This window comes from Saccharospirillum sp., from assembly GCF_039982735.1.
Lineage (GTDB): Bacteria > Pseudomonadota > Gammaproteobacteria > Pseudomonadales > Natronospirillaceae > Saccharospirillum.
Genome location: NZ_JBDWXV010000017.1, coordinates 71,309 through 94,911 on the forward strand (window position 1 = coordinate 71,309; position 23,603 = coordinate 94,911).

Here is a 23,603-nt window from a genome sequence, read left to right on the forward strand (position 1 = left end):
AGACTAACCTGGCTATATTTTAAAACTTTCCATGCTAGCTGGATGAAACAGCTCTTCAGGTGACACCAGACGACTCGACAATCCCTCTTTGTGATGCTGTGCCAGAAAGCGGGCCAGCGTTTCGCGGTTTTGCTCGAAGCCGTAAGACCAGAAGTCCTGACCCATCAATAGCCTGGCTGATCGCAACTGATCTTCCACGAAAGGCAGTGTCACTTTCGTCGCCGAGGTGTCGGTCAGATGCTGCAAGGCCACCTGTTTCGATTTCTCAAACGCCTTGAATACAGAGAAAGGTAGCCAGGGGTGCTGTGCCACCAGCGTTTTTCGAATGCCCAGGGTGTGCATGATCGGAAACAGCCCGGTGCGCTGATACCATGCTTTCGCTTCGGCCATCGGGTCGGCAAACAAATAACCAACATTCGGGTTGCCCTCAGTAAAACAAGACGGTGCACGGGGTCCGATAACCGCATCGAGCTCACCCATCGCCAGCATGTGGCTAATGGTTTCACCGTCAGGCACATTGACGACCTGAGTGCCCCCTGTCAGCTTGAGATTGATTTTCTCTACCCGGCCGGGCTCTTCATAGCCGCCCCGAACCCAGGTAATGTCGTTGGGTTTAACACCATAGTCCTCTTCCAGAATCATTCGAACCCAGACGTTAGCGGTGAGTTGATATTCAGGCACCCCAACTCGCTTTCCTTTCAGGTCGGCCGGGGTCTCAATACCCCGGTCAGTGCGCACGTAGATCGACGTATGGCGGAACGCACGGGAAGGAAACACAGGCACCGCTATATAAGGGCAATCATTGTTCGCCGTTTTCACTGTGTAACTACTCATCGACAATTCAGTAATGTCAAAGTCTGCATGGCGAAACGCACGGAAAAAGATTTCTTCCGGATCATGCAGCATAAACACAGGGTCCAAGCCGTCTATCTGAACGTTGCCATCGACCAGAGGTCTCATCCGGTCGTAATTACCGATGGCGATTGATAGTGACAGTTTGCTCATAGATCCGATTCCTCAGTTATCCCACCTGCCAAACGCTCAGCTAAGGTTGTTCAGTAACAGACCTGCATACAGTTCATAGTCCAGTAACCAGACAAAAATGACCCACACAAAGGCCAGAGCGCCAATTGCTATGAGGGCAGAACGACGTTTGTCGTGCCCGGCACGCCAGGTCAGAAACGTAAAAATATAGGCGGGGATGGTTATCAGGAAACCAAAGATAGACAGTGCAACGACCAGCCCCAGCAACCAACCCATCGACTTCAATTGCTTGAAGGTAATCGCTGTTTCGGTGGATGCGGGCAACTTACGCTGGTACCAGGCAACCAACTGAACGACGACGTCGGCCGCTGTCAATACAACAAAGACCCAGCCGATAAATCGAGGAAACATGCCACTGGATCGGCCAAACCCCTGCGACAAGTAAAGTAGGGTGATGGCCAGCATCAGCATGAAACAAGAAATCAATACCGTCGGACGGGCCAGTGAATTAAGCGTTGGCATTGCGTACCCTCCTGCGAATCCGCCCTAAAACAGGTAATGCCAGTGCCATGACAATAATCATAAAAATTACCAGACTTGTCGTGTCTCGAAAAAATCCGGTCCAGTCGCTGCGGAACATCAGCATCGACTGGATAAAGTTGCGTTCCATCATCCCGCCCAGAACAATGGCAATGACCAGGGTAATTCGTGGATAATCCAGCCGGATCATGACATAACCGATGACACCAAACACAGCGGCCATGATCACATCACCCAGGGAACCCTCCAGGGCATAAGCCCCTACCAGAGCGACACTCAATACAGTCGGGATCAATATAGACGAGTCAATAAAGGTGATTTTGATCAGGTACTTCGTCGCCACAGCAATCACACAGGCCGAAGCTATTGTTGCCAGCAACAAGGCAATGATCAATACCAGTAAGCTCCATTCACGCTCAATCAGAAGCAATGGGCCAGGCTGCATGCCGTGCAAAACCAGCACACCCAGAAACAACGCCATTTCAGCGCTACCGGGTATGCCAAATGCCAGAGTAGGAATCAGGGAGCCCCCGTCTTTGGCATTGTTTGCGGCTTCCGGGGCTATAACGCCGCGGATATCACCCTTGCCAAACTGCGAGCTGTCACGGCTCGATTGCACCGTAAATGAATAAGACAGAAATGAGGCGACTGTTCCACCAACACCCGGAACGATACCTACCAGAGTACCGATAAACGAACCGCTGAGAACAGTTCTGGGATGCTTGAAAACCGCTTTGAATCCCGCCCCTACACCCTTCACCTCGCCCAACTCATTGCGATCAACTTTGGAGATGGCTCCACCCTCGACCATTAACCGGATCATCTCGGCAATCGCAAAGAGTCCGATCAGAGCGGGGACCAGTTTAATGCCATCCCACAGGTAATCGATGCCTGCGGTAAACCGCAAAGTACCGCCCATGTCGTCGTAACCAACGAAGCCGATAAACAGCCCCAAGGCGGCGGCGATCAGGCCACGCAACATATTGTTATTGGAAATGGTCAGTGAAACCAGACCTAGAACAGCCAGCATAAAAAAAGCCGGAGGGCCGAATAACAACACAAGCGACTTGGCCATGGGCAGTATCGCAACCAAGACAACCACCCCGACAATACCACCCAGAGAGGATGCGGTTGCCGCTGCCCCGATGGCCAGCCCGGCCTTTCCCTGTCGGGTCAGAGGGTAGCCGTCAAAACAGGTCGCGGCATTGGGCGCAGTGCCAGGTGCATTTAACAGAATGGCCGTAACAGAACCACCAATGGCGCTCGACCCCATAATACCACCCATCAATGTGATGGCTTGTTCAGGCTCCATACCAAAGGTCAGAGGTAGCAACAGCGCTATGGCTGTCGCACCACCCAAACCGGGGATAATGCCGAACAAAAGGCCCACCAGGACCCCCAGCATCAAATACATTAGGGTGACACCGTCGGCGAGATACAGCGTCGCCGTCACAAAAGAGTCGAGCATGGGTATTGGTTCCGCTGATCAGTTAGGGTTTTGCAGACTGGTAGTGAAACGCTCGTAGAACTCAAAGCTGCTGGAAATGTCGGCCGCGGTATCAGCACCGTTCATCGGAGACATGTTCATACCAATGCTCCTGGCGTATTCCAGATACTCTTCATTCTGCACCACGTCCATGAACGCGGAGCGTAACTGCGCGAGGGTTGCGTCATCGATTCCCGGAGGACCGGCGATGGAGCGCTGCAAGTTCAATGGCGTTAAACCCGGGTATCCTGCTTCGGCAAATGTCGGAACGCCTTCAAACAGGCTCTGGTTACCGGACATGGCCAGTGCACGAACGTCACCGGATTCCAGATAAGGGGTTACGGACGACACAGGCGCCATACTGACCTGGCCATCACCCCGGATCAATCCCACGATTGCATCGGTTGTACCACCATAACCAGACAAATAGATGGGGTCTTTCTCGGCCAGACCCAGTTCACTGGCCGTGATCTGCAGCGCTGCGAGCACGGTAGAGCCGTAACCGGTCGACGTAATGATCAGGTCATCCACCGCAATCAGATCATCGAGCGTTTGAATGTCCGAGTCAGCAGCAACAATCAGCACATAGTCGTCCGACTCCAGACGGCCAATCCAGCTGAGTTCCCGCAAATCGTAGCCAACTTCCTCACCGAGAATGGCCGGCAACGCAAAGCCCGGCAGGTTAAAAATACCCAGTGTCAGGCCATCCGGTTCAGACCGACTCACTTCAGTGGAACCGCGCTGGCCACCCGCACCCGGAATATTCTCGGTAATAACGTTAGCGCCACCCAGAGCTTCACTGAAGTAGGGAGCGAAGCCCCTGACTGCGCGATCGAAACCACCACCAGGGCCATAAGGAACAACAATGGATACGGTGTCAGACGGATCAACATCGGCCTGAGCACCCGACATGAGTGCAATGCCGGCAACTGCCGACAGCAAGGCTGTTTTAATTTTCATAGACCACTACCTTTATTTGTTGTTGTCAGGTTTTGCGTCAATTACCGGACCAAAGCGAGATCCGCCAGGCCAGTCGGTCCTTCATGAGGAACGTCGTTCGACCATGAGCAAAAGCTACGCTCCTAGTTGTCGCTTGGAAAATGAAATTTAGACGTTTTTATATATCTAAATCGATATATTAGATTTACCTACCTGCTTATGACAATACCCTATATAGGACCAAGCTCGCAGGAAGAACTATTTTTCGAGCGACAGCGCTGATGGAACGCTCTGTTCACCGCTGCAAATATTGACATGCATCAAGGAACGCACGTTCTCTGACCTGACCATAGCTCGGCGGCACAAAACGCTGGTAGGGAAAATGACTCAGAACGAAACGTTTTCGATATATCAGGGTGTGTGCATGCTCTGTATAACCAGGCGTACCTGGTCCATCAGGAGGCGTTGAGCCTCGCTTGGATGGCTGTCAACACGGGTTGCGATGCCTACGGGTCCCAGAGTGGATGAGAAGTCATAGGGAAGTTCGGCGAGTCGCCCTTCGTTGATATCAGCATCAACAGCCCCATGCGAGATGAGCCAGACAGTATCAGTATCACGCACATAAGAACGGCCAAATGCATGAGAGATGGTTTCGATGCGATTCGCGTTGGGTCGAATACCGTTCAGTATCATGAACTGATCAACGAGGCTGCGAATCACGGAGTCCGGAGGTGGCATCAGTATTGGGTAATCGGAAAGCACTTCCAGCGATATCAGTGACTCTTTGAGTACCGGATGCCCTGGCCGCACTACGATGGCGACGCGTTCCTGATACAGTTGCTCGAACACCAGACCCTGCATCTGCGCAGGTGTAGACAACCGTCCTACCACCAGATCCAGTTCCGACATGCGCAATGCATCGAGCAACATTTTGTTGCTACTATTTAGCAAGGTGATATCGGCGTAAGGCATCATGGCTTTAAAGGCACGCAACGCTTTGGGCATGACGGTGGTCGCGACCGTTGGCAATACGCCAATAACAACCGGCGAATGCTCTGCTCTGCTGGAAGCACTGACCCGGTCAATACCCTCACGCAAGGCATCGGTACTGTTCAGGGCATAGCGTAAAAACACCTCACCGAAGCGGGTCAGTTCGACACCCTTGCGCTGGCGATTAAGCAGCTCAACGCCAAGCATCTCCTCAAGCTCGCGCAATTTCTTTGAAACGGCAGGCTGAGTAAGCGACAGATAGTCGGCAGCCCGGACCACCCCACCCTGTCGAACCACCTCAATGAAGCATTGCAAATGCCGGAATTTGATCCGGTTGTCGATGATCGGGCTTTTGGGTGTGTGTAAGGTAGACATAGTGTGTAATTACTCACCTTGGCAGCGGCAAGCATAGCAGATACGGGCTCGGGTAAGCCCGCAATTACAGAACCGCCCGGGGCACGATCAGAAGGGACGATAGCCCAGTCTCTGAGAGACCGCGCGGGCGGTATCCTGAACATGGGGCACGTAGCGCATGATGGTATCGTCGTCCATCCGGTGAATCGGGCCCGCCAGCCCCATGCCAGCGACTACCTCACCGTTCATATTGAAAATGGGGGCCGCTATGCACCTCATACCAACTTCGCTTTCCTGATCTTCAACACAATATCCCTGAGCGCGGATCTTGAGCAATTTCTTGCGCAGCTGCTCCGGGTCGGTGATGGTGAAATTCGTTCTCCGTTCGATTGGACCCGACAGCGCCTTATCCATCTCGACATCGCTCTTGAAAGCCAGCATCACCTGGCCTTCACCGGTACAGAGGGAGCCCTTTCGAACACCAATATCCGACTGCATGCGAATGGCATGGGTGCTCTCAAAGTGGAACAGATACACCACCTCCGGACCATCCAGCACGCCGAGCAAAACGGTTTCATTCAATTCGCTCTTCAGTTCCTGCAGGATTGGTCTGGCAACACTGGGCACATCCAGACGCCGGCGCACCAGACCGCCCAGACTGAACAGGGTCAGCCCCAGGCGATACTTGTCGTTGGCCGGGTTCTTTTCCAGCAGGCCGCCAATCACCAGTGTGGTCGCCATCCGGTGCACCGTGCTCTTGGCTAGCCCCAACCGCTTGGACAGTTCGCTTATCCCCAGCTCAACGTCTTTTTCACTGAAGGTTTTCAGCAGCGCAATGGCATTGGCCAGTGAGGACAACCCACGGCTCTTTTTGTCATCGACCTTGCTTTCCGCTTTTTCAGTCGCTTGATTGATGCGTCGTAATTCGCTCATGCTGTCCTTGTATTCTTCATCAGTCAGTCCCGCCAGAGCCCCGGCCGGGCCTGTAAACGTATTTTGGGTCTGAACTATACCGATATGAGCGAAAAATAACCAGACGACGCCCGAACCAGGCAACCGCCTGACTCAGGGCCAGCTAAACTCGACCAGCCGCATGATACCGTCCGGAAGCTGTAAGTTAGCGGTTACTATCTCTGTCGATACCGACAAGCCCAACACACCAAGCATGGTTACCAGAACGCCCAGAACCACCCAGGCCCCAAAGACTTCCGTATCACGGTTGATTAACCAACCGAATATTACCCGGAATACCACCGAGGTAGACTGGATCGGGGTGACCACCGACACCGGTGCAATGGCCAGCGCCATGTATCTGAACATTTGCGAGAAACCAACCAGTATGGCCGCCAGTGAAAACCAGCGAACAGATGATTGTCCCACCTCACGAACATGCTTCCAGCGTCCGGGAAGCAACAGAATCAGGCCAATGACCAGCGCTGCTGACGAGTACGAAATAAGCCCTCCCCAGAAGCTGGTACCGGGGCCCTGTGATTCCAGCCCCATACGCACCAGGATCGGGCTAGAACCGTATGCAACAGCTGACAACAAGGCAAAGCTGTAGCCCTCCCGGTAACTGGGTTCAAACTCCGGGTGTTTCGGTTTTGGTTCCCCCTCCTTAGCCGGTTTCGGCTTTTTGAAGGTAGCTTTTGACGTGAAATAAGCGCCCATTAGAATAAGAACGATGCCTGCAACTTTGAGTGGTGTTAGCACCTCGCCCAAAAACACGATGGCCAGAACGAGCGCCAATATCAGATTCGATTGCTTCCAGGGGCCTGACAGATTGCCGCCGATCGCTTTGGTCGAGCGATAATTGCAGTAACGACCGATCACGAAGTGCAATACCCCAGCTGCCGCCAACCATAGAAAGGCTTCGGTGGTTAAACCAGTAACCGCCCCGATATTCCCGGTTACCAGTATCATTACCAGGAAGAAAGGCACACCAACGGGAACCGTAATGGCCAGCGCCTGCAGAACGGACCCACTCAGTACACCACGACGAACACTGGCATTATTAAACCCAAAGGTTATCGCTGACAGCAACGCGAGAAAACCACCCAACATAGAAATCACTCCGGTTTATGGAGACAACAGAAACCGCCGCCCTGTCGAATACAACGGCGGAAGATGACCCGGAGTATGAATGCTCCGGCGAAATTAATACGGTCAGGCTATTGAATTGAATGGCTAATAGTCACCGTGGTTATGGTCATCTTCGGCTTCTCGTTCTACAAAACCCTCTGCACCGGGAGCGGGTTCTGAAGGCCTGGGCTCCACCTGCTGTTGAAAGAGCATATTCATGAACATATACATGGGCTTGGTCTTGATCACCAGCGCCCGAGCCGGCCGCTCAGGGTCCGCGTTGAAGTGCTGGTGCACGCAGTTGTTGTGCACAATGGCGATGTCACCTGCTTGCCAGTCGTAACGAATGCCATCATGAATTTCATAGCCCTTGCCATCCAGTATGTAAAACGCCGCTTCGTTCACATGGCCGTGCTTTTGCGACTTGCCACCCGGAGCATATTCTTCCAGATGCAAGTGAAAAGTCTGTGTGATGCCATCTTTGGGTTCCACATAATGTCGACTATACGCCTGGGGGCCATCCTGAAACTTAATCTCTTTGCCCTTACGCACTCGCGGCATGTCGCGCAAACGCTGCAGTTCATCGTTCAGGTTATAGGGACCTGCAATGGCTCGAACAAAAACCCGGTCCTTCTTGCTATGATAGTGCGATTCTGTACCCATCTCATTAGACTCCTGTGTGCCAACCCCGCTTGTCGGAGCGGAGCGACTATTATTTGGAATTTCCGGTGATGTATGCGTGTATGACCTTGGCGTTCAAGGTGACTGACGGGTCATATTCCGGGGCATTCTCGAGCTGCTCGACATCGTTTAAGCCGAACTTCTTATAGATCCGGTTTATCGCTGAAATCAAGCGGACAGGCCGGTCCGGGTCAGCATTGAAATGCTGGTGAATCGTGTTAGGTGGAATATATATAATGTCACCGGCTTCCCACTCAAATTTTTGCACTCTGTCTTGCGCCTTCCAATGATAAGTGTCAGTAATTTCCACATCACAATCCTGATGCAGGTCATAGCCCTTACCTTCAAGCACATACAAACACTCCTCAGCGAGATGACGGTGCTTGCCAGAGTGGCTGCCAGGTGGAATGATCTGCATATAAGCGTCGACCGACTCCATCCGGGTATTCATTTTGTCATGCAACAAATGCTTAAGCAGACCTTGCTTCGACATTTCCCAGGGCATTTCTTCGGGTCGAACGACTTTTTTGCGCAACTTGTCCCGCTCAGGGGCTGTCGCTGCATCGTCGAGTAAATCCTGGTACAGGTCATGAGTAACATCACCAGCCAACCAGTACTGTGATTCTGTCCATGCCATCGTTTGCTACCTCGTGTTAATCAACTCAGAGGGCTGGCCTTGCCGACCCTACTCCGTACTGCGTATTGTGATCTAAAAGACGTCATAACCGGCCCACAACTGGTACAGGATACCCGGGAACATCTCCAGGTTGAGGACCAGGTCAAAGAGCCCATAAATTGCCAGTGGAAGGCCTAGCGCCACCTTGATCGACAGAGAGTTTGATTCTTTGCCAACCGGACGCATCAACAGCCAGGTAAACAGGGCAATAGCTACGTACTGCCCCAGTACGATCACCATAATGATCAGAAATATCAGCCAGAGACTGAAGACGAAAAACTTGTTGAGTGTCGGATACTGACCTGTCAATGCCCGCTTTACCGTCGCCGTTATACTGGCCGACTCCCGCTTCATCGCTCTGACTTCCCGTATGCTGATGCCCATGATCAGCAACAACAAAGGCGTCAGAATGACCAGAGGCGTGCGGGCAGCGGTCAAGCTGTAAGTCAGTGACTCCAGAATCGCAGCAATGGTGACGATCAGTAAAAACAGGATGAACACCACTTCTGCGACACGAACTTCCTTAGTCACCAAGGTGCTATCCTCCCGGTCTTCTTGTCCCGGGCTTTTAGGTTCATTGGACATAACTCAAGCCTCCTTTTTCCGGTCGCGAATGAATGTCCAGATATTCCAACCCAGGAACACAAGTGTTATCACAACCAGCGTCAATGGTATCGGGTCGAGGTAGAACCGCGGGCCATCCAATTGCAAAGCGAGGTACAGGTTTTTCTCGATGGCATACCCAAGCACCAGACCAATCAGCATGGCCGCACGCGAATAACTGAGTTCTTTCATCACGTACCCAAGAATACCGAATACCAGTGCAATCACCATTTCAAACCAGGCGTTGTGAACCACATAGGCACCGGTAAAGACAATGCAGATCAAAACAGGTACAAGAATGGATGACCGCAAAAACGTGGCGCGGGTTAGTGGGTTCACCAGAAACATGCCAAAAATGGTGCCGATCAAATTACCAATGACAATGGTGAAGATCATGACAAAGACAATATCCAGATGAGAGATCATCATCCTCGGGCCAGTCTCCATTCCCAGAATAAATAAGCCTCCGAGTAGAATGGCCATAGACGAACTACCAGGAATGCCAAAAGCGATGGTGGAAGCCAGTGCCCCGCCTTCCACGGCATCGTTCGCTGCCTCTGCCCCAATTACCCCTTCTATATTACCCTTGCCAAAGCTTGCTTTGTCTTTCGAGGTTTGCTTGGCATGACCATAGGCAACAAAGGCCGCAGGTGCACTGCCAAGCCCTGGCACCAGACCCATTAGAGTGCCAATGGAACTGCACCGCATGACCAACCACCATTTTTGCAATGTGATTTTCATGCCGCTGAATATCTGGCGCTGGGTTTCGCGCATGCTCATGGCCTTACCGTCACTGGAGTCTGACAAGCTGCCGCCACGAATGAACAGATCGAACATTTCAGATACAGCAAAGAGTCCCAGGATCACGGGGACCAGAGGCAAGCCATCGATCAGCGCAAACGAATCAAAGGTAAAACGCGCCTGGTTAGTGACATTGTCCAATCCGACCATCGCCAACATCAGGCCTAACAATGCAGCAACAAGGCTTCTTGCCATGTCTTCTTTACCCAAAACGGCCACGAAGGTCAGTGCCAGAAAGGAGAGAATCACAATTTCCGGTGGACCGAACAGCAGAGAAGCTTCCTGTAAAACTGGTAACAGTATGGCCAGCGCAACCGCGCCAAAGGTTGCCCCCATAAAGCAGGCCAGTAAGGCGGCACCCACTGCCTGACCACCCAGTCCCTGTCGCCGCATGGGTGGGCCGTCAAGCATGGTCGCCGCATTTTGTCCGGTACCGGGCGTACTGAATAGAATGGCGGTTATCCCACCCCCCTGTGCAACCGTCGCATGTGCGCCAAGGATAAAGGCTACACCCGCGTTCGGCTCCATCGTGTACAGGAAGGGGATGGCCATGGCCATGGCAAAATGACCGCTCAGTCCCGGGATCACACCCACAATCAAACCAAAGAGTGAACCAACCAATAAATAGGGAAAAACATCGAAACTAAACGCTTGAAACAGGCCGCTTACAAAGCCTTCAAGTATGCCCATACTGACTCCTGAACAGGTGAATGGCAGGCATCGATCTGGTCAGAAACCACCAGCACTGATGCCTGCACGACAATAAACAGACGTTAGATTCCGCCTGCTACTGCCTCGACAAAGAAGGCTTCTGCCGACTCGGGCATTACGGCAGCATCGGTGGCAATTTGTGCCATCCGCTCACCATTGGCGAATGTCAGGTCACGACCTGAACTTTGAGCTTCTTCAATCATCTCGGGGTCGTTCATTGCCTGCTCAAAAGCACGCTGGAGGAATGCCAGGCGGTCTGCAGGAATACCAGGAGGAGTAACAACCGGCCGACCAACATCATTCAACCCCTGCCAGGCGCGCAGCACCGCCATTTTTTCGTCCCCTACTTGCATGCGCTCAGCAAGCTCCAGCACAGTGGGTGCATCGGGAATGGCGTCGGTGCGCTCCTGACCCGACTGCAAAACGATTTTTTGCATGCCATCTTCAACGTCCTGGATAGCGCTGCCATAAGAACCCCACATGCCAACGATGTCACGACGCAACATGGCCTGGCGAATCACGGAAGAGCTATCGAAGCCATGAATGATGTCCTGATCCAGATTAAACAGTTCACCGGCAACCAGAGCATCCACATAGGTGCTGCCACCCAGGCCAGTCGCCCCAATCTTGAAGGTGGATCCGGCTTCCAGCATTTCTTCAATGGTATCGAACTCACCTGTTGTTGAAATGGCCAGCACGCGCTGATCGGCAACCATGCGGCCCAGAAAGCCATAGTTTTCAAACTCATAAATCGCGCCTTCAATGTCCGCCAACTGATTCGTCACCAGTGCGCTGCCATTGACGATACCAACGGTCAGGCCGTCTTTCGGTGCACGATAAATATCGTTCGCACCGCGCATTCCACCCGCCCCCGGGTTGTTCTGTAAGCGAACCCTGGCCCCGGTGTATTTTTCAAAGTAGGGAATAATCAACCGGGAATACTCGTCGTAACCACCGCCGGGTGAATAGGGGACGATCCAGTTGATCGTGTTGCCGTCGTAGAATGCTTCAGCAGCAGAGAGATCTTCTGCCTGGCTTTGACCGGCCATGAACAAGGTAGGAATCATAACGGCCAAAGCCGTCGCAGTTCGGAACAGTGTATTTTTCATTGAATGCACCTTTGCGCCAAAAAATTATTGTTGTACGGGCTTGGGTCGTGCGAACCATATGAACTGGTTCATTCAATCCGGCGGCTACACCTTGTCCGCGCTCACCAGTCATCGCTGATGTGGCGCTATGTCCTTGTTTTTGCTCGGATCGTTCCTCTATAATGAACAACAGTCACCATAGAGGTATGGATTACCATAGCAAGTTGCAATTCGAAGTCAACACGAATCATCACCTTCTGGTTTTGAAACCACCTTCTCATGGCGTTCTTCGGGCCGAAAAGTCGCCACCAGAACCGGGTTTCCAGGCATAAAAAAAGCGCCGCTAACGGCGCCTTTTTTATGCCCATAGGTCAACCGGTCAGGTGACGTGTACCGGCAGCAAACACTTCATCAACGCTGACCTTTCTGGTGAGAATTCCCTGGCGCAGTGCCTGAGAAACCAGCAGGTCAAGCATGGGCCGGTTCGGCTCAATGCCGTAAGGCAACGGGTCGCCTAGAATGGGCGTTACATCCCGGTGCAGTTGGTCGGTCGAAAACGAATGCGACCAGACCCCCGCGTTGAGTTGACGGAGGTATTGGGTCTTGGACTCAACAAAGGTATCAAACACGGCTTTGGCCACCTCCGGATACTCGGCAAGCACGTCATCGCGGATTACCATCAAGTGATTGATTGGGTACAGGCCGGTTTCTTTCAGAGCCTTCAGGCTAACGTCGTAGGCGTTGGGAATCAGGGTTTCAACCTCCGGGTGGTCCACCTTGACGCCAATTGCTGCGGGCAGTCGACCACTGGCCAGCTCTTCCTCCATGTTTAGCCCCGGCGCCAGTGGTACAACGTTACCCGGCGCTTGCCAGGACTCAACGTGCTCGTCGCCCGACAAGACCCAGGTAATACTGTTGAGATCGACGCCGTATTGCCGTTCCAGAATCGCTCTTGCCCAGACCCCGGTCGTAACGGTGTAACCCCGGTTAACCCCTACCCTCTGGCCTTCGAGATCTTTGGGATGTTTGAAACCCGCCTGCTGATTATGGAGGATGGCGCCATGATGAAACTCTCGGACCAGAAAAATCGGTAAAGCCGTAAAGCGCACACCATGCTCACGCGCACATAAATAGGTGGTCAGTGCCATCTCGCTAACATCGAAATCCAGGTTTCGAACCATCCGGCGAAAGCCTTTTGGCAACGGATTCACCTCTTCAAACTCAAAGCGGAACCCTTCTGGCTGCAGGTCACCCTGTTTGATGGCGTAATTATTACCCTGGGTTCGTGTCAGTGTTTTCAAAGTACGCGTCATGGTGACTTCTCCATAATTTTTACAGTCAGTTGCAAACTGAGCGATTCATGCAGGATTGCCGTGCATCTCGTTATTCAGCAGCACTCGCATCCCAGGCCGGCAACGTCTTCCAGTGATGGCAACAGCCACTTAACTGGTACGTCTGCCTCTACAACCTCTGCTACTGGTTTGAACACCTTGTACCGGTAGCGCACGCCCCCCGGTTGCCAGAAAGCGACCAGGGTTTCCCGCGGCGGACACCCCGGCACCTGACAGCGAACATCGGCAACTACCACCACAGCGTCGCTACTCAAATCAAAACGATCTCGCGTCCATGATTCCACCTGTTCTGAACTGGACCGGGCTGGTTGATGAAACGGCTGCAACATGCAATTCACCTGTCTGAATGTCGGGGTTCTGTACACAACATGGAACTCTCTGTTCTTCATCTAACCTGATGAATTATATTCCTTTATAGTGAACATTGTTTTGCACAGGGGAATTATACTTGCTAAGCTCCGTGCAATACAAGAAACGCTACCCAGCGGATAACCCAACACTCCACTTCAAAGACCCGATGTTACGGGCGGAGGCATTATGTCCGAGCAAGTCAGAGCCGCAGTGCGCACCCGAGCCAATACCACCGAGATCCAATCCTTCCCGATGCCCGAGGTGCCTGATGATGGCGCGTTGATGAAAGTGGAAGTGGCGGGAATCTGCGGTACCGATGTAAAGCTCTACAGCAATCCGCCTTCCGATGATCCGGTCATCATGGGCCACGAAAACATCGGTTACATCACCAAAGCAGGCTCGCAATTCATGGCGCGCAAAGGGGTCAAAGAAGGTGACATGGTATTTGTCGAACACTACGTACCCTGCTTCAAGTGCGAGTGGTGTCATAAAGGGGAATACCGCCTGTGCGCTGGAACAGACTGGCGCAAAAACCCGGATGCCATTCGCTACGGTTATACACCGCTTAAACGCGAACCTTATCTCTGGGGTGGATTTGCCGAATACATGTACCTGCCCTGGAATGCCGTACTGCACAAAGTACCAGACGGCGTCTCAGCAGAACTGGCGGGCATTGTGACACCCATGGCCAATGGCATTCAGTGGGCCCTGTTTGACTGTCAGGTTGGCTATAACTCGCGGGTACTGATTCAGGGTCCTGGCCAGCAGGGCCTGGCACAAACCGTGGCCTGCAAACAAGCCGGTGCGTCGCTGATCATCATTACCGGCACGTCAAAGGACAGGGCGCGGCTTGAGGTGGCGAAAAAACTCGGGGCTGATTACACCATTATTGTGGATGAGGAAGACCCGCTGGAACGCATCATGGAAATTACCAGCCGTGAAGGCGTCGATGTGTCGCTCGATTGTACCGCCGGTGCCGGCACCATACCGGTATTGCTCGGTATTGAAGCTCTAAAACGCAAAGGTGGCACCCTGTTGATTCAGGGTGAAATGGCCGACTTCCCGAATTTCCCACTGGGCAAGATCGCCAACAAATACATCACCATCAAAGCGGCACGGGGCCACAACTACGAGTCCTGTGAACTGGCGTTGCAGCAACTGGCATCCAAGCGGTTCCCGCTGGAGCTGATTACGACGCACCGCTTTGGTTTGAAGGATACGGAATGGGCCATTAAGTCGGTCGGTGGTCAGGGCGAGAAAGACGTCATTCATGTCTCGTTGATGCCCTGGATGTAAGGCAGCAACTGGTTATGACGTCTCTAGAACGCATCCCGGTCACCCTGCTTACCGGATTCCTCGGATCCGGTAAGACAACGTTGCTGAACCGTATATTGAGCGAGGACGTGCATCACCGTTATGCCGTTATCATCAATGAGTTTGGTGAGGCCGGGATCGATGGTGACCTCGTAATCTCGAGCGACGAAGACCTGTTCGAAATGAACAATGGCTGCGTCTGTTGCACCGTGCGGGGAGATCTGATCGAAACCCTGCACCGGCTTATTGATCGTCAGATCGATTTTGACGCTGTCATCATTGAAACCACCGGACTGGCCGACCCCGGTCCGGTTGCCCAAACGTTTTTTGTCGACCCGAAAATCCAACGGCATTTTCTACTCGACAGTATTACTACCCTGGTTGATGCCAAACATTTGCCGCAAAGCCTCGAACAGGGCTCGGAAGCGGCCGAGCAAATTGCCTTTGCCGACCAGATCATCCTTAACAAAACCGATCTGGTATCACCCGAGGTGATCGAACAACGGTTACAGCTGCTTACCAAGCTCAATCCTTTTGCCCGACGTTTTACCACCAAACGGGCCGGCATTGACCTCTCGGCCATTCTGAACCAGGGCCGGTTTGATCTGGCACGACTGGATGGGCTAACACCGCCTGATGGCAATCCACCGCATGGGCAGCCTGGCCACCAGCATGACAATGATTGCGACCATGATCACGGCTCACATGATCACCCTGCTCACCTCAGTGGTATCACCAGCTGTGTTATCAAGCTGGATGCACCGATGGATGCCGAATGCCTGTCGACCTGGCTAACGGCGTTTCTCGCTGAGCAGGGGCAGACCATTTTGCGGGTGAAAGGCATCGTCAATGTTGCCGGTGAACCGAGAAAAATGGTCTTCCACGGCGTTCACATGATAGTGGAAGGCGACTTCCAGCGAGCCTGGGCAACGGATGAAAAACGCCAGACAACCATCGTATGGATTGGCCGGCAGCTCGATCCCGATGCGTTACAGACAGCACTGGAAAGATGCCGGGCTAACCTCTAATAACAAGGCGAACAAAGGTACAGGAGTTCCCAACTCATGAGACATGTTGTGATCAAAAACATTCCCCGTGCACCGCATGCGGATGCGTTCCAGACACTGGGCGTAGCCACGGTGCATGAAGCCCAGGGTCGCAAGGGGCTGCTCGCTCCGAATATGAACCCGATCTACCCCGGCGCCCACATTGCCGGTCCGGCGGTTACCGTCTCGATACCGCCCGGTGACAACTGGATGATCCATGTCGCCATCGAACAATGCCAGCCGGGGGACGTGATGGTCGTTGCACCCACATCGCACTGTGAAGACGGCTATTTTGGCGACCTTCTCGCCACACTGATGCAGGCCCGGGGGATTAAAGGGTTGATTCTTGATGCAGGATGCCGCGATATCGCAGACTTGCGCGCCATGGGGTTCCCGGTCTGGTCCAAGTGTGTCTCAGCTCAGGGAACTGTCAAGGAAACACTCGGCAGCGTGAACATACCGGTGGTCTGCGGTGGCCAGATCGTTAACCCCGGTGACATGGTGGTTGCAGATGACGATGGTGTGGTCATTGTAGCTCGCTCGGAAGCAGACCAGGTACTCGGGCTTTCGAAAGCACGCGATGAGAAGGAAGCCGGCATACGCGCACGTTACAAAAAGGGTGAGCTGGGTCTGGACATGAACAACATGCGTCCGCGCCTGGCCGACAAAGGTCTTGTCTATCTCGACAGTGCCGATGACCTGTAACCCCATTCACTCGCCCGTACCCAACGGCTGCCAACTTGAAACAGGAGTAGCACGATGATCATCGATTGCCATGGTCACTACACCACCGCACCGGGTCAGTTACAACGTTATCGCGACGCTCAGATTGCGCATTTCAAAGACCCTTCCAGCCCTGCCCCAAGCCTGGCGTCGGTGTCTGATGATGAGATTCGCGAGTCGATCGAAAACAATCAGTTGAAAGCATTGCGCGAACGCGGTGCCGACATGACGATATTCTCTCCAAAAGCATCGGCTATGGCACATCACATTGGTGATGAAGCCGTCTCAAAAACCTGGACCCGGATCAACAACGATCTGATACACCGGGTTACCGGTCTGTTTCCCGAAACTTTTATCGGTGTTTGCCAGCTACCGCAGTCCGTTGGCGTCCCGATCAGTCATTCGGTTGATGAATTGGAACGGTGTGTCACCGAGCTGGGTTTTGTTGGCTGTAACCTGAATCCGGATCCTTCCGGAGGCCACTGGTCCGGTCCGCCGCTGACCGACCGGGCATGGTATCCATTCTATGAAAAGATGATTGAACTGGATGTGCCGGCGATGATTCATGTCTCCGGGTCATGCAACTCAAACTTCCACACGACCGGTGCGCATTACCTGAATGCAGACACCAGTGCCTTCATGCAATTTCTGGAAGGAGACCTGTTCAAAGACTTTCCGGAGCTGCGGCTGATCATTCCTCACGGCGGGGGCGCCGTACCCTACCACTGGGGACGCTACCGGGGTTTGGCGGACATGCTGAACCGGCCTCCGTTATCGGAACACATCATGCGCAATGTCTATTTTGACACGTGCGTCTATCATCAACCGGGCATTAATTTGCTGTTTGAGGTGATTGATGTCGACAACATCCTGTTTGCCTCGGAAATGTTTGGCGCGGTAAAAGGCGTCGACCCGGAGACTGGCCACAACTTCGATGATACGAAGCGCTACGTCGATTCGCTTCCCTTATCGGACGCCGACCGTCACAAAGTCTTCGAAGGCAATGTACGTAAAGTCTATCCGAGGGTAGACAGCTTGTTAGCCGCACGCGGGCTATGACCTGCAACCCATTTATCGGGCAATCCATAAAGCCGGGCTGTTTGAGTGCCCGGCGAGGTAGCCACTGAATAACAGGATATTACATGAGCAACAAAGTGACGTTGCAATCGCTGCAGCAGAAAAAAGACCGAGGTGAAAAAATCGTCGGCGTGGTTACCTGGGATTACCAGATGGCTCAGATCGTTGACCGGGTCGGCGTCGACATTATCTCGGTTGGTGACACCGTCGGCATGAACCTTTGGGGTCAGCCCAATCCGTTTGAAATCACAATGGACCAGATGATCACAGTTACTCAGGCGGTCAGACGAGGCACAAAGCGCGCGCTGGTCAGTGCCGACTTTCCTTATGGCCCTTTGCAGGAAGGCGTTGATTCAGCCGTTCGTGCGGCTATTCGTATGGTCAAGGAAGCCGGTGTCGACCTGATCAAGCTTGATGGCGCTGCGGACTTCCCGGAAGCCGTCACCGCACTGGTTCGTGCCGGCATTCCCGTCTGGGCTCAGTTTGGCATTACCCCGCAAACCGCCCTGCAGTATGGTATGGAATACAGCGCCATGGCCACTGCCGGTGCTCAAGTGCCCCCAGCCATGCTGGACCGCCTCATAGGCGAAGCGAAAGAGCTAGAAGCCGCTGGCGCAGCACTGCTCGATTTCACCAACTCAGGCCCCGTTGTTGGCCCCAAAGTCGTTGAAGCCGTATCGATTCCGGTGATTGGCGGTTTCGGTGGCGGCCCCTGGCTCGACGGTCGGGTGCGTATGGCACATGCTGCGATCGGCTATTCGGCCAAGCATCTGGACGCTGACATCGACACCTACGCCAACGTCGCTAAAATCACCTTTGATGCCCTCAGCGAATTCAAAGCCGACGTTTGTGCGGGCAAACAAATCAAAGGCGCACCACCGGCCAAGCCCTGAGGAGACCTGTTATGCCTAGTGCCATTCTGAACGGCATTCGTACCGAGTACCGTACCCTGGGCAGTGGCCCCCCGCTGCTGATGTTTGCACCCGGCGGGTTTGACGCCTCCATGGACAAATGGGAAAACCTCGGTGTCTATGCTCGCATTAAATTGCTCGACTATTTGCCGGCCCATTTTACCTGCATCCTGTTCGACCGCCGTGAAACCGGCCAATCCGGAGGACGCGTTGAGCGCCTGACCTGGTCGCACTATCTCGAACAAGGCAGGTCACTGCTCGACCACCTGAACATCGACCGGGCACATCTGATCGGCGGGTGTATGGGTTGCTGTCCAGTTGCCGCCTTTGCCACCACCTACCCGGAGCGCACCCTCAGCATGGTGCAGTACTGGCCAGTCGGTGGCGCCGGTTTTCGGTTGAATGCCTACCGTCGTTTTGCCATCCATACGGCCTTTGTTGAATCGGAGGGGTTACAGGCGGTCATCGATCTTGCCCGTTCAACAACCCAGGGCTTTGGTAAAGACCCTCGTCAGGGGCCGTGGGGACCGGCTATCAGAAACGATGCCGATTTTGCGGAACGCTTTGCGTTGCAGAGTGCCGATCATTACAAACTGATTGTCGCCAGCACCTTACGGACTCTGATCGACCGCGACAGTGTACCCGGCTTTGAACCGGAAGATCTGATGCAGCTGTCCATTCCAACCTTGATCATACCCGGGAAAGACAACGCCCATGCGGTTTCAGCTGCGCGGTTTATTGAGGAATGTTCGGCACAGGCAGACTATTGGGATGTGACCCCCGAAGAGCAGACTGAACACACTGCGCCGCAGCGCATCATCGACTATCTGCACAGCGTAACGCTGTAACAAGGTCAGCCCGCCAGGGCTGACCCGGCAAACCAGACAACAGCCCCAACCACCCCACTGCCGAGAACAATGAGCACGGGGTCGGGCCGGCGCCACACGACCAGAAAGGTCACCAGCGCAATGCCGGTCAGTTCAATCCAGGAAAGATCAAGTGGTTGCGCCAGGCCAATGGCCGCCGTCGACATCATGCCCGCAATCACCATAGACGCCGAAATGCTGACGTGATTGATGATTCGTTGAAAACGCTGGTACCAGTGAGATGCCAGAGAAGCGCCCAAAGACGTTGGGATCACAATGCCGATCATAGCCGCGATCGCACCCGGAATTCCGGCCATGTAATACCCAATCGCCGTCACAAAGCTGACTTTGGGCCCCGGAGTGAAATGACCCAGTGCAAAAGCCCAGGCAAACAAAGCAGGGTCGAGCAAGCCATTGCTGACCCACTGCCCCTGAATCATCGCGACCTGACCATTGCCTCCGCCAATCGAAAAAAGCGTACTGAGCATGACCAGCCCCAACACGCCCAAAAAGCCAACGCCATTATCCATGCTCGTCTGACTCCTGCTGGGGCCGAATAACGATGGCGCCCGACACAAGTCCCAGCAGCGCCATCACCAGTAACGGCACACCAAACACCAGCGTCATCAGAGGGATCATCACGGCTATGAAAATTCCGGCGAACAATCGCCACCCTTTCAACCGGGAGCTTTGTGCCATATTAGCGGCATTGCCCAGCAACAAACCAACGATGCCCAGCGTAATGCTGTGCTGCACAGCAGCGAGTAACGTCCCTTCAGCACCCTGGCGCAGTAGCATGGCACCGGCCAAAACCAGCAATGACCCCGGAATCATGAGGCATACCAGCGAGACGACACTGCCGGTAAAACCGCGTAGCCGATAGCCAACCATACCACCAAAAGCGAGAAATTTTGGCGCCGGAATCAGAGCGGCCGTGATCATCATGGCACGTTGTGTATCCGCACTGATCCAGCCACGCGTATGTACAAGATCGGCCTCGATACGACTGAAGGCGGCCCACATGCCGCCAAAAGTCAGGGCACCCATTTTCAGGAAGACCAGCGCCAGTGATAACAAAGGAACGGGTGTGGCCGGCACCGGGCCTGAAGCCACAATCTTTTTTACACTATTATTCCCCGGCTCAGTAGAACTCATCAAAGTGAACCTGGTCGAACGGCACTTTCAGGTCAAACAGCATTTTTTGCACAGCCTGGGCCATCAGGGGCGGACCGGCAAAGTAGATTTCCCTGTCGCGCAATTCTTCTCCAAATAATTGCGAGGCAACATCGTGTACAAAACCACGCAGCCCTACCCACTCGTCAGCTGGAACATCCTCTGAAATGGCCGGATGGTAATGCAACGTCGTCCCAAAACCCGGCAGCTCACCGAGCAAGTCTTCACCACACATATCTTCAGGACGGCGCCCGCCAAAGACAAAATCGAGCCGTTTCTGCCTTAATTGCGGATGTTCTGCCGCCGCCCGGGCAATCGCGATCATGGGCGATAGTCCGGAACCGCCCGCCAGGCAAAGAATGTCGCGGTCGGAGTCCTCGCGCAGGTAGGCGGTACCAAAGGGCCCGTCAAAGGTCAGCGTATCGCCCGGTTGCAGGTGGTCGAACAGCTGTTCGGTCATGGCACCACCGGGTACCCGCTTGATCTGAAAATTCCACTGCGTGTCACCACCCGAGACATTACACATGGAATAAGCCCGCGGGCTGTCTATGGCCGGGGTACCGAGCAACGCGTACTGGCCGGCCAGGAACGACAGCGGCGTATCCAGTTCAAGTGCGAACTCGGTCATGTCGTGCGTTAACGCGGTTTTGGCCAATAACCTGGCCATCGCCGGCAACGGGCGAGTGCCGGGTTCGTATTGCTCATCGGTACGAAGCTTGATCCGGCAGTCAGTTTTCGGACGAGCCTGACACCCCAGATAACGTTGCCGCTTTTCATCCCGCTCGGTCCAGGCCCGGGGGCTCGTCTGTACATGCTCAACTTCACCTTCCAGCAGCTGGAAACGGCAATTGCCACAGGCACCTACATTGCAGGAGTAGGGAAACCCAATGCCACTGCGCAACGCGGCGCGCATAATCGTATCGGTTTCATCACAGTGAAAGGTGACTGGAGTGCTGCCGTCGATCGTGATTTGAGCCATAGAGAGCGTCCTATATCAGTTCTTATTGTTGGAAATCGCACTTTGCCAGCCAATTAGCAGGCTCACACATCGATCATGATGTCGTTGCCTTCCAGAGTCACCGTATAGGTTTTCAGCGGCACCATGCAGGGGGCGGCAACCACTTCCCCAGTGCAGACATCAAACGCACCGCCATGAAAGTCGCACTCGATAACCGTTCCATCGAGAAACCCTTCCGACAGTGAACCCGGACCGTGCGTGCACTGGTTGTCAGTTACAAAATACTTGTCAGCAACGTTAAAGACGGCCAGCTCAAGCTCATCGACCTCGACATAATGGCCTTCTCCGGGCATCACATCCTCAGTACTGCACACTCTGACACGATTGGATGTTTCTGACATAACTACCTCCACAAGTTGACGGAACCAGTTTTACCATGTAGATTCAAACATATCAAGAACGTCGTTCCGTATATAGGGACAAATACAAAAACAGCCCAAAAGACCCGGTCACCGCCTACTGGCCACCTCAACGCAATAAAGCGTGGCTACCACTGAGCGGCAGGAGGACAACAACAATGCTCCGCACAGAAGTTAATGAATTGCTTACCCAAACTGGCCCAGGCACCCCTATGGGCGACCTGTTCCGCCGGTACTGGTTACCCGCCCTGCTGGCTGAGGAATTGCCTGAAGACGATTGCCCGCCAGTACGCGTTAAGCTGCTCTCTGAGCGCATGATTGCGTTTCGCGACAGCGATGGTCGCTATGGATTGATGGATGAATTCTGTGCGCACCGGGGAGTTTCTCTCTGGTTCGGACGTAACGAAGAAGGCGGTTTGCGTTGCCCCTATCATGGCTGGAAATATGACGTTGAAGGCAATTGCGTCGATGTACCCTCCGAGCCTGCCGAAAGCGGGTTTTGTGAGAAAATAAAATTGCAGGCTTACCCACTGATCAAGGTTGGCGATATTCTCTGGACCTACATGGGACCAAAAGACTTGCAGCCGGCACCCCCCGAATATGAGTTTGCCGTCGTCCCCGCCGAACAGACCTTTACCTCAAAACGGTTCCAGGAAAGCAACTGGCTCCAGGCTATGGAGGGCGGCATTGATTCAAGCCACGTCTCGTTCCTGCACAGCGGGAACTTGAACACCGACCCATTGTTCAAGGGTGCCAAGGGCAACCAGTACAACCTTGCTGATAAAATGCCATTCTTCGAAGTCGCCAAACACAATGCAGGCCTGTGGGTTGGTGCACGCCGCAACGCCGAAAACGAACAGTACTACTGGCGCATTACGCCGTGGATCATGCCGTGTTTCACCATGGTCCCCCCTCGTGGTGACCACCCGGTTCATGGCCATTTCTGGATACCCATTGACGACGAAAATTGCTGGGCCTGGAGTTTCGACTACCATCCCAACCGAGCGTTGTCGGCGACGGAGCGCGAAGCCATGGAGGCCGGCAAGGGCATTCACTGTGAATATGTACCGGGCACCTACATCCCCAAAGCCAACAAAACCAACGACTACTTGATAGACCGCCAGGCCCAAAAAGAAGGCCGTACTTACAGTGGCGTGGAAGGGATTGCCATTCAGGACTCCTCCCTTCAGGAAAGCATGGGGCCGATCATCGATCGCACCAAGGAGAATCTGGTGTCCACCGACAACGGCATCATCATGGCACGACAAATGTTGCGTAAAGCGGCCATCGCCCTGAAGGACAAAGACCAGCAGCCTCCGGGTGTTCAACCTGAAGATCATAGAGTGCGCTCGGTCTCCGTTGTTCTACCGAGAGATCAGGCTTTCGAAACAGCCTGTGTGGAAGACCTCAAAGCACGCAAGGGTGTCCCCCATACCTCCGTCTGAGGACAGCGGGGCCGGCAAAACCGGCTCCGTTTTCAA

At 53.8% G+C, this 23,603-nt stretch carries 25 protein-coding genes; 7 read left to right on the forward strand and 18 right to left on the reverse strand.

Annotated elements, in window-relative coordinates:
* Window positions 1-12: 12 nt before the first annotated feature.
* The 14 genes from ABJT94_RS14760 to ABJT94_RS14825 form a co-directional block, all read right to left on the reverse strand.
* Window positions 13-1,005 (reverse strand): PhnD/SsuA/transferrin family substrate-binding protein, encoded by a 993-nt coding sequence (locus ABJT94_RS14760; RefSeq protein ID WP_348476985.1) that lies wholly within the window; start codon window positions 1,003-1,005, stop codon window positions 13-15.
* A 36-nt stretch (window positions 1,006-1,041) separates the two neighbouring features.
* Window positions 1,042-1,506: a tripartite tricarboxylate transporter TctB family protein gene (locus ABJT94_RS14765; RefSeq protein ID WP_348476986.1), complete on the reverse strand. Its 465-nt coding sequence runs from the start codon at window positions 1,504-1,506 to the stop codon at window positions 1,042-1,044.
* Window positions 1,493-2,992 (reverse strand): tripartite tricarboxylate transporter permease, encoded by a 1,500-nt coding sequence (locus tag ABJT94_RS14770; RefSeq protein WP_348476987.1) that lies wholly within the window; start codon window positions 2,990-2,992, stop codon window positions 1,493-1,495. Before ABJT94_RS14770 ends, ABJT94_RS14765 begins: the two co-directional genes overlap by 14 nt.
* Before the next feature lie 18 nt (window positions 2,993-3,010).
* Complete coding sequence (locus tag ABJT94_RS14775; RefSeq protein ID WP_348476988.1) at window positions 3,011-3,970, reverse strand: tripartite tricarboxylate transporter substrate binding protein; 960 nt, start codon at window positions 3,968-3,970, stop codon at window positions 3,011-3,013.
* A 390-nt stretch (window positions 3,971-4,360) separates the two neighbouring features.
* Window positions 4,361-5,314: a pca operon transcription factor PcaQ gene (gene pcaQ / locus ABJT94_RS14780; RefSeq protein WP_348476989.1), complete on the reverse strand. Its 954-nt coding sequence runs from the start codon at window positions 5,312-5,314 to the stop codon at window positions 4,361-4,363.
* 87 nt (window positions 5,315-5,401) lie between these two features.
* The gene (locus ABJT94_RS14785) at window positions 5,402-6,226 is read right to left on the reverse strand and encodes an IclR family transcriptional regulator (RefSeq protein WP_348476990.1); all 825 of its coding nucleotides are present in this window, start codon (window positions 6,224-6,226) and stop codon (window positions 5,402-5,404) included.
* A 132-nt stretch (window positions 6,227-6,358) separates the two neighbouring features.
* Window positions 6,359-7,354 carry an EamA family transporter gene (locus ABJT94_RS14790; protein ID WP_348476992.1) on the reverse strand — a complete coding sequence of 332 codons (996 nt, stop codon included), beginning with the start codon at window positions 7,352-7,354 and terminating at the stop codon, window positions 6,359-6,361.
* 123 nt (window positions 7,355-7,477) lie between these two features.
* Window positions 7,478-8,035: a cupin domain-containing protein gene (locus tag ABJT94_RS14795; protein ID WP_348476994.1), complete on the reverse strand. Its 558-nt coding sequence runs from the start codon at window positions 8,033-8,035 to the stop codon at window positions 7,478-7,480.
* Between the two features lie 49 nt (window positions 8,036-8,084).
* Window positions 8,085-8,690: a cupin domain-containing protein gene (locus tag ABJT94_RS14800; protein ID WP_213676897.1), complete on the reverse strand. Its 606-nt coding sequence runs from the start codon at window positions 8,688-8,690 to the stop codon at window positions 8,085-8,087.
* A gap of 72 nt (window positions 8,691-8,762) precedes the next feature.
* Window positions 8,763-9,314, reverse strand: a complete 552-nt coding sequence (locus ABJT94_RS14805; RefSeq protein WP_348476995.1) for a hypothetical protein — start codon at window positions 9,312-9,314, stop codon at window positions 8,763-8,765.
* A 3-nt stretch (window positions 9,315-9,317) separates the two neighbouring features.
* On the reverse strand, window positions 9,318-10,823 hold the full coding sequence (locus ABJT94_RS14810; RefSeq protein WP_348476997.1) for a tripartite tricarboxylate transporter permease: 1,506 nt from the start codon (window positions 10,821-10,823) through the stop codon (window positions 9,318-9,320).
* A gap of 83 nt (window positions 10,824-10,906) precedes the next feature.
* Window positions 10,907-11,953: a tripartite tricarboxylate transporter substrate-binding protein gene (locus tag ABJT94_RS14815; RefSeq protein ID WP_348476998.1), complete on the reverse strand. Its 1,047-nt coding sequence runs from the start codon at window positions 11,951-11,953 to the stop codon at window positions 10,907-10,909.
* A 350-nt stretch (window positions 11,954-12,303) separates the two neighbouring features.
* Window positions 12,304-13,245, reverse strand: coding sequence for a hypothetical protein (locus ABJT94_RS14820; RefSeq protein ID WP_348476999.1), 942 nt, complete (start codon window positions 13,243-13,245; stop codon window positions 12,304-12,306).
* A gap of 74 nt (window positions 13,246-13,319) precedes the next feature.
* Entirely contained in the window at window positions 13,320-13,613 is a 294-nt protein-coding gene (locus ABJT94_RS14825; RefSeq protein ID WP_348477000.1) for a hypothetical protein, read from the reverse strand.
* Window positions 13,614-13,821: 208 nt separating this feature from the next.
* On the opposite strand from ABJT94_RS14825, the gene ABJT94_RS14830 reads away from it, so the two are divergent.
* The 6 genes from ABJT94_RS14830 to ABJT94_RS14855 all read left to right on the forward strand — a co-directional run bounded on the left by ABJT94_RS14830 (window position 13,822) and on the right by ABJT94_RS14855 (window position 19,554).
* The gene (locus tag ABJT94_RS14830) at window positions 13,822-14,931 is read left to right on the forward strand and encodes an alcohol dehydrogenase catalytic domain-containing protein (RefSeq protein ID WP_348477001.1); all 1,110 of its coding nucleotides are present in this window, start codon (window positions 13,822-13,824) and stop codon (window positions 14,929-14,931) included.
* Between the two features lie 14 nt (window positions 14,932-14,945).
* Window positions 14,946-15,977 carry a GTP-binding protein gene (locus ABJT94_RS14835; protein ID WP_348477002.1) on the forward strand — a complete coding sequence of 344 codons (1,032 nt, stop codon included), beginning with the start codon at window positions 14,946-14,948 and terminating at the stop codon, window positions 15,975-15,977.
* Window positions 15,978-16,013: 36 nt separating this feature from the next.
* The gene (locus ABJT94_RS14840) at window positions 16,014-16,700 is read left to right on the forward strand and encodes a 4-carboxy-4-hydroxy-2-oxoadipate aldolase/oxaloacetate decarboxylase (protein WP_348477003.1); all 687 of its coding nucleotides are present in this window, start codon (window positions 16,014-16,016) and stop codon (window positions 16,698-16,700) included.
* A 54-nt stretch (window positions 16,701-16,754) separates the two neighbouring features.
* A complete protein-coding gene (locus ABJT94_RS14845; RefSeq protein WP_348477004.1) occupies window positions 16,755-17,777 on the forward strand; it encodes an amidohydrolase family protein in 1,023 nt (340 codons plus the stop codon).
* Window positions 17,778-17,860: 83 nt separating this feature from the next.
* A complete protein-coding gene (locus tag ABJT94_RS14850; RefSeq protein ID WP_348477005.1) occupies window positions 17,861-18,688 on the forward strand; it encodes a 3-methyl-2-oxobutanoate hydroxymethyltransferase in 828 nt (275 codons plus the stop codon).
* Window positions 18,689-18,699: 11 nt separating this feature from the next.
* On the forward strand, window positions 18,700-19,554 hold the full coding sequence (locus ABJT94_RS14855) for an alpha/beta hydrolase (protein WP_348477006.1): 855 nt from the start codon (window positions 18,700-18,702) through the stop codon (window positions 19,552-19,554).
* Window positions 19,555-19,559: 5 nt separating this feature from the next.
* Here the strand turns inward: ABJT94_RS14855 and ABJT94_RS14860 are convergent, their stop codons facing one another.
* The 4 genes from ABJT94_RS14860 to ABJT94_RS14875 all read right to left on the reverse strand — a co-directional run bounded on the left by ABJT94_RS14860 (window position 19,560) and on the right by ABJT94_RS14875 (window position 22,104).
* A complete protein-coding gene (locus ABJT94_RS14860) occupies window positions 19,560-20,102 on the reverse strand; it encodes a chromate transporter (protein ID WP_348477007.1) in 543 nt (180 codons plus the stop codon).
* Entirely contained in the window at window positions 20,095-20,727 is a 633-nt protein-coding gene (locus ABJT94_RS14865) for a chromate transporter (RefSeq protein ID WP_348477008.1), read from the reverse strand. Before ABJT94_RS14865 ends, ABJT94_RS14860 begins: the two co-directional genes overlap by 8 nt.
* On the reverse strand, window positions 20,714-21,724 hold the full coding sequence (locus tag ABJT94_RS14870) for a 2Fe-2S iron-sulfur cluster-binding protein (RefSeq protein WP_348477009.1): 1,011 nt from the start codon (window positions 21,722-21,724) through the stop codon (window positions 20,714-20,716). Before ABJT94_RS14870 ends, ABJT94_RS14865 begins: the two co-directional genes overlap by 14 nt.
* Window positions 21,725-21,786: 62 nt before the next feature.
* Window positions 21,787-22,104 (reverse strand): non-heme iron oxygenase ferredoxin subunit, encoded by a 318-nt coding sequence (locus ABJT94_RS14875; RefSeq protein ID WP_348477010.1) that lies wholly within the window; start codon window positions 22,102-22,104, stop codon window positions 21,787-21,789.
* Window positions 22,105-22,280: 176 nt separating this feature from the next.
* Between ABJT94_RS14875 and ABJT94_RS14880 the strand changes: the two genes are divergently transcribed.
* Window positions 22,281-23,567, forward strand: coding sequence for an aromatic ring-hydroxylating dioxygenase subunit alpha (locus ABJT94_RS14880; RefSeq protein ID WP_348477011.1), 1,287 nt, complete (start codon window positions 22,281-22,283; stop codon window positions 23,565-23,567).
* Window positions 23,568-23,603 lie beyond the last annotated feature (36 nt).

Excerpts from the sequence above, each read along its gene's own strand:
- ABJT94_RS14760 (WP_348476985.1), bottom strand. The coding sequence starts at position 1,005 with ATGAGCAAACTGTCACTATCAATCGCCATCGGTAATTACGACCGGATG.
- ABJT94_RS14765 (WP_348476986.1), bottom strand. The coding sequence starts at position 1,506 with ATGCCAACGCTTAATTCACTGGCCCGTCCGACGGTATTGATTTCTTGT.
- ABJT94_RS14770 (WP_348476987.1), bottom strand. The coding sequence starts at position 2,992 with ATGCTCGACTCTTTTGTGACGGCGACGCTGTATCTCGCCGACGGTGTC.
- ABJT94_RS14775 (WP_348476988.1), bottom strand. The coding sequence starts at position 3,970 with ATGAAAATTAAAACAGCCTTGCTGTCGGCAGTTGCCGGCATTGCACTC.
- pcaQ (WP_348476989.1), bottom strand. The coding sequence starts at position 5,314 with ATGTCTACCTTACACACACCCAAAAGCCCGATCATCGACAACCGGATC.
- ABJT94_RS14785 (WP_348476990.1), bottom strand. The coding sequence starts at position 6,226 with ATGAGCGAATTACGACGCATCAATCAAGCGACTGAAAAAGCGGAAAGC.
- ABJT94_RS14790 (WP_348476992.1), bottom strand. The coding sequence starts at position 7,354 with ATGTTGGGTGGTTTTCTCGCGTTGCTGTCAGCGATAACCTTTGGGTTT.
- ABJT94_RS14795 (WP_348476994.1), bottom strand. The coding sequence starts at position 8,035 with ATGGGTACAGAATCGCACTATCATAGCAAGAAGGACCGGGTTTTTGTT.
- ABJT94_RS14800 (WP_213676897.1), bottom strand. The coding sequence starts at position 8,690 with ATGGCATGGACAGAATCACAGTACTGGTTGGCTGGTGATGTTACTCAT.
- ABJT94_RS14805 (WP_348476995.1), bottom strand. The coding sequence starts at position 9,314 with ATGTCCAATGAACCTAAAAGCCCGGGACAAGAAGACCGGGAGGATAGC.
- ABJT94_RS14810 (WP_348476997.1), bottom strand. The coding sequence starts at position 10,823 with ATGGGCATACTTGAAGGCTTTGTAAGCGGCCTGTTTCAAGCGTTTAGT.
- ABJT94_RS14815 (WP_348476998.1), bottom strand. The coding sequence starts at position 11,953 with ATGAAAAATACACTGTTCCGAACTGCGACGGCTTTGGCCGTTATGATT.
- ABJT94_RS14820 (WP_348476999.1), bottom strand. The coding sequence starts at position 13,245 with ATGACGCGTACTTTGAAAACACTGACACGAACCCAGGGTAATAATTAC.
- ABJT94_RS14825 (WP_348477000.1), bottom strand. The coding sequence starts at position 13,613 with ATGTTGCAGCCGTTTCATCAACCAGCCCGGTCCAGTTCAGAACAGGTG.
- ABJT94_RS14830 (WP_348477001.1), top strand. The coding sequence starts at position 13,822 with ATGTCCGAGCAAGTCAGAGCCGCAGTGCGCACCCGAGCCAATACCACC.
- ABJT94_RS14835 (WP_348477002.1), top strand. The coding sequence starts at position 14,946 with ATGACGTCTCTAGAACGCATCCCGGTCACCCTGCTTACCGGATTCCTC.
- ABJT94_RS14840 (WP_348477003.1), top strand. The coding sequence starts at position 16,014 with ATGAGACATGTTGTGATCAAAAACATTCCCCGTGCACCGCATGCGGAT.
- ABJT94_RS14845 (WP_348477004.1), top strand. The coding sequence starts at position 16,755 with ATGATCATCGATTGCCATGGTCACTACACCACCGCACCGGGTCAGTTA.
- ABJT94_RS14850 (WP_348477005.1), top strand. The coding sequence starts at position 17,861 with ATGAGCAACAAAGTGACGTTGCAATCGCTGCAGCAGAAAAAAGACCGA.
- ABJT94_RS14855 (WP_348477006.1), top strand. The coding sequence starts at position 18,700 with ATGCCTAGTGCCATTCTGAACGGCATTCGTACCGAGTACCGTACCCTG.
- ABJT94_RS14860 (WP_348477007.1), bottom strand. The coding sequence starts at position 20,102 with ATGGATAATGGCGTTGGCTTTTTGGGCGTGTTGGGGCTGGTCATGCTC.
- ABJT94_RS14865 (WP_348477008.1), bottom strand. The coding sequence starts at position 20,727 with ATGAGTTCTACTGAGCCGGGGAATAATAGTGTAAAAAAGATTGTGGCT.
- ABJT94_RS14870 (WP_348477009.1), bottom strand. The coding sequence starts at position 21,724 with ATGGCTCAAATCACGATCGACGGCAGCACTCCAGTCACCTTTCACTGT.
- ABJT94_RS14875 (WP_348477010.1), bottom strand. The coding sequence starts at position 22,104 with ATGTCAGAAACATCCAATCGTGTCAGAGTGTGCAGTACTGAGGATGTG.
- ABJT94_RS14880 (WP_348477011.1), top strand. The coding sequence starts at position 22,281 with ATGCTCCGCACAGAAGTTAATGAATTGCTTACCCAAACTGGCCCAGGC.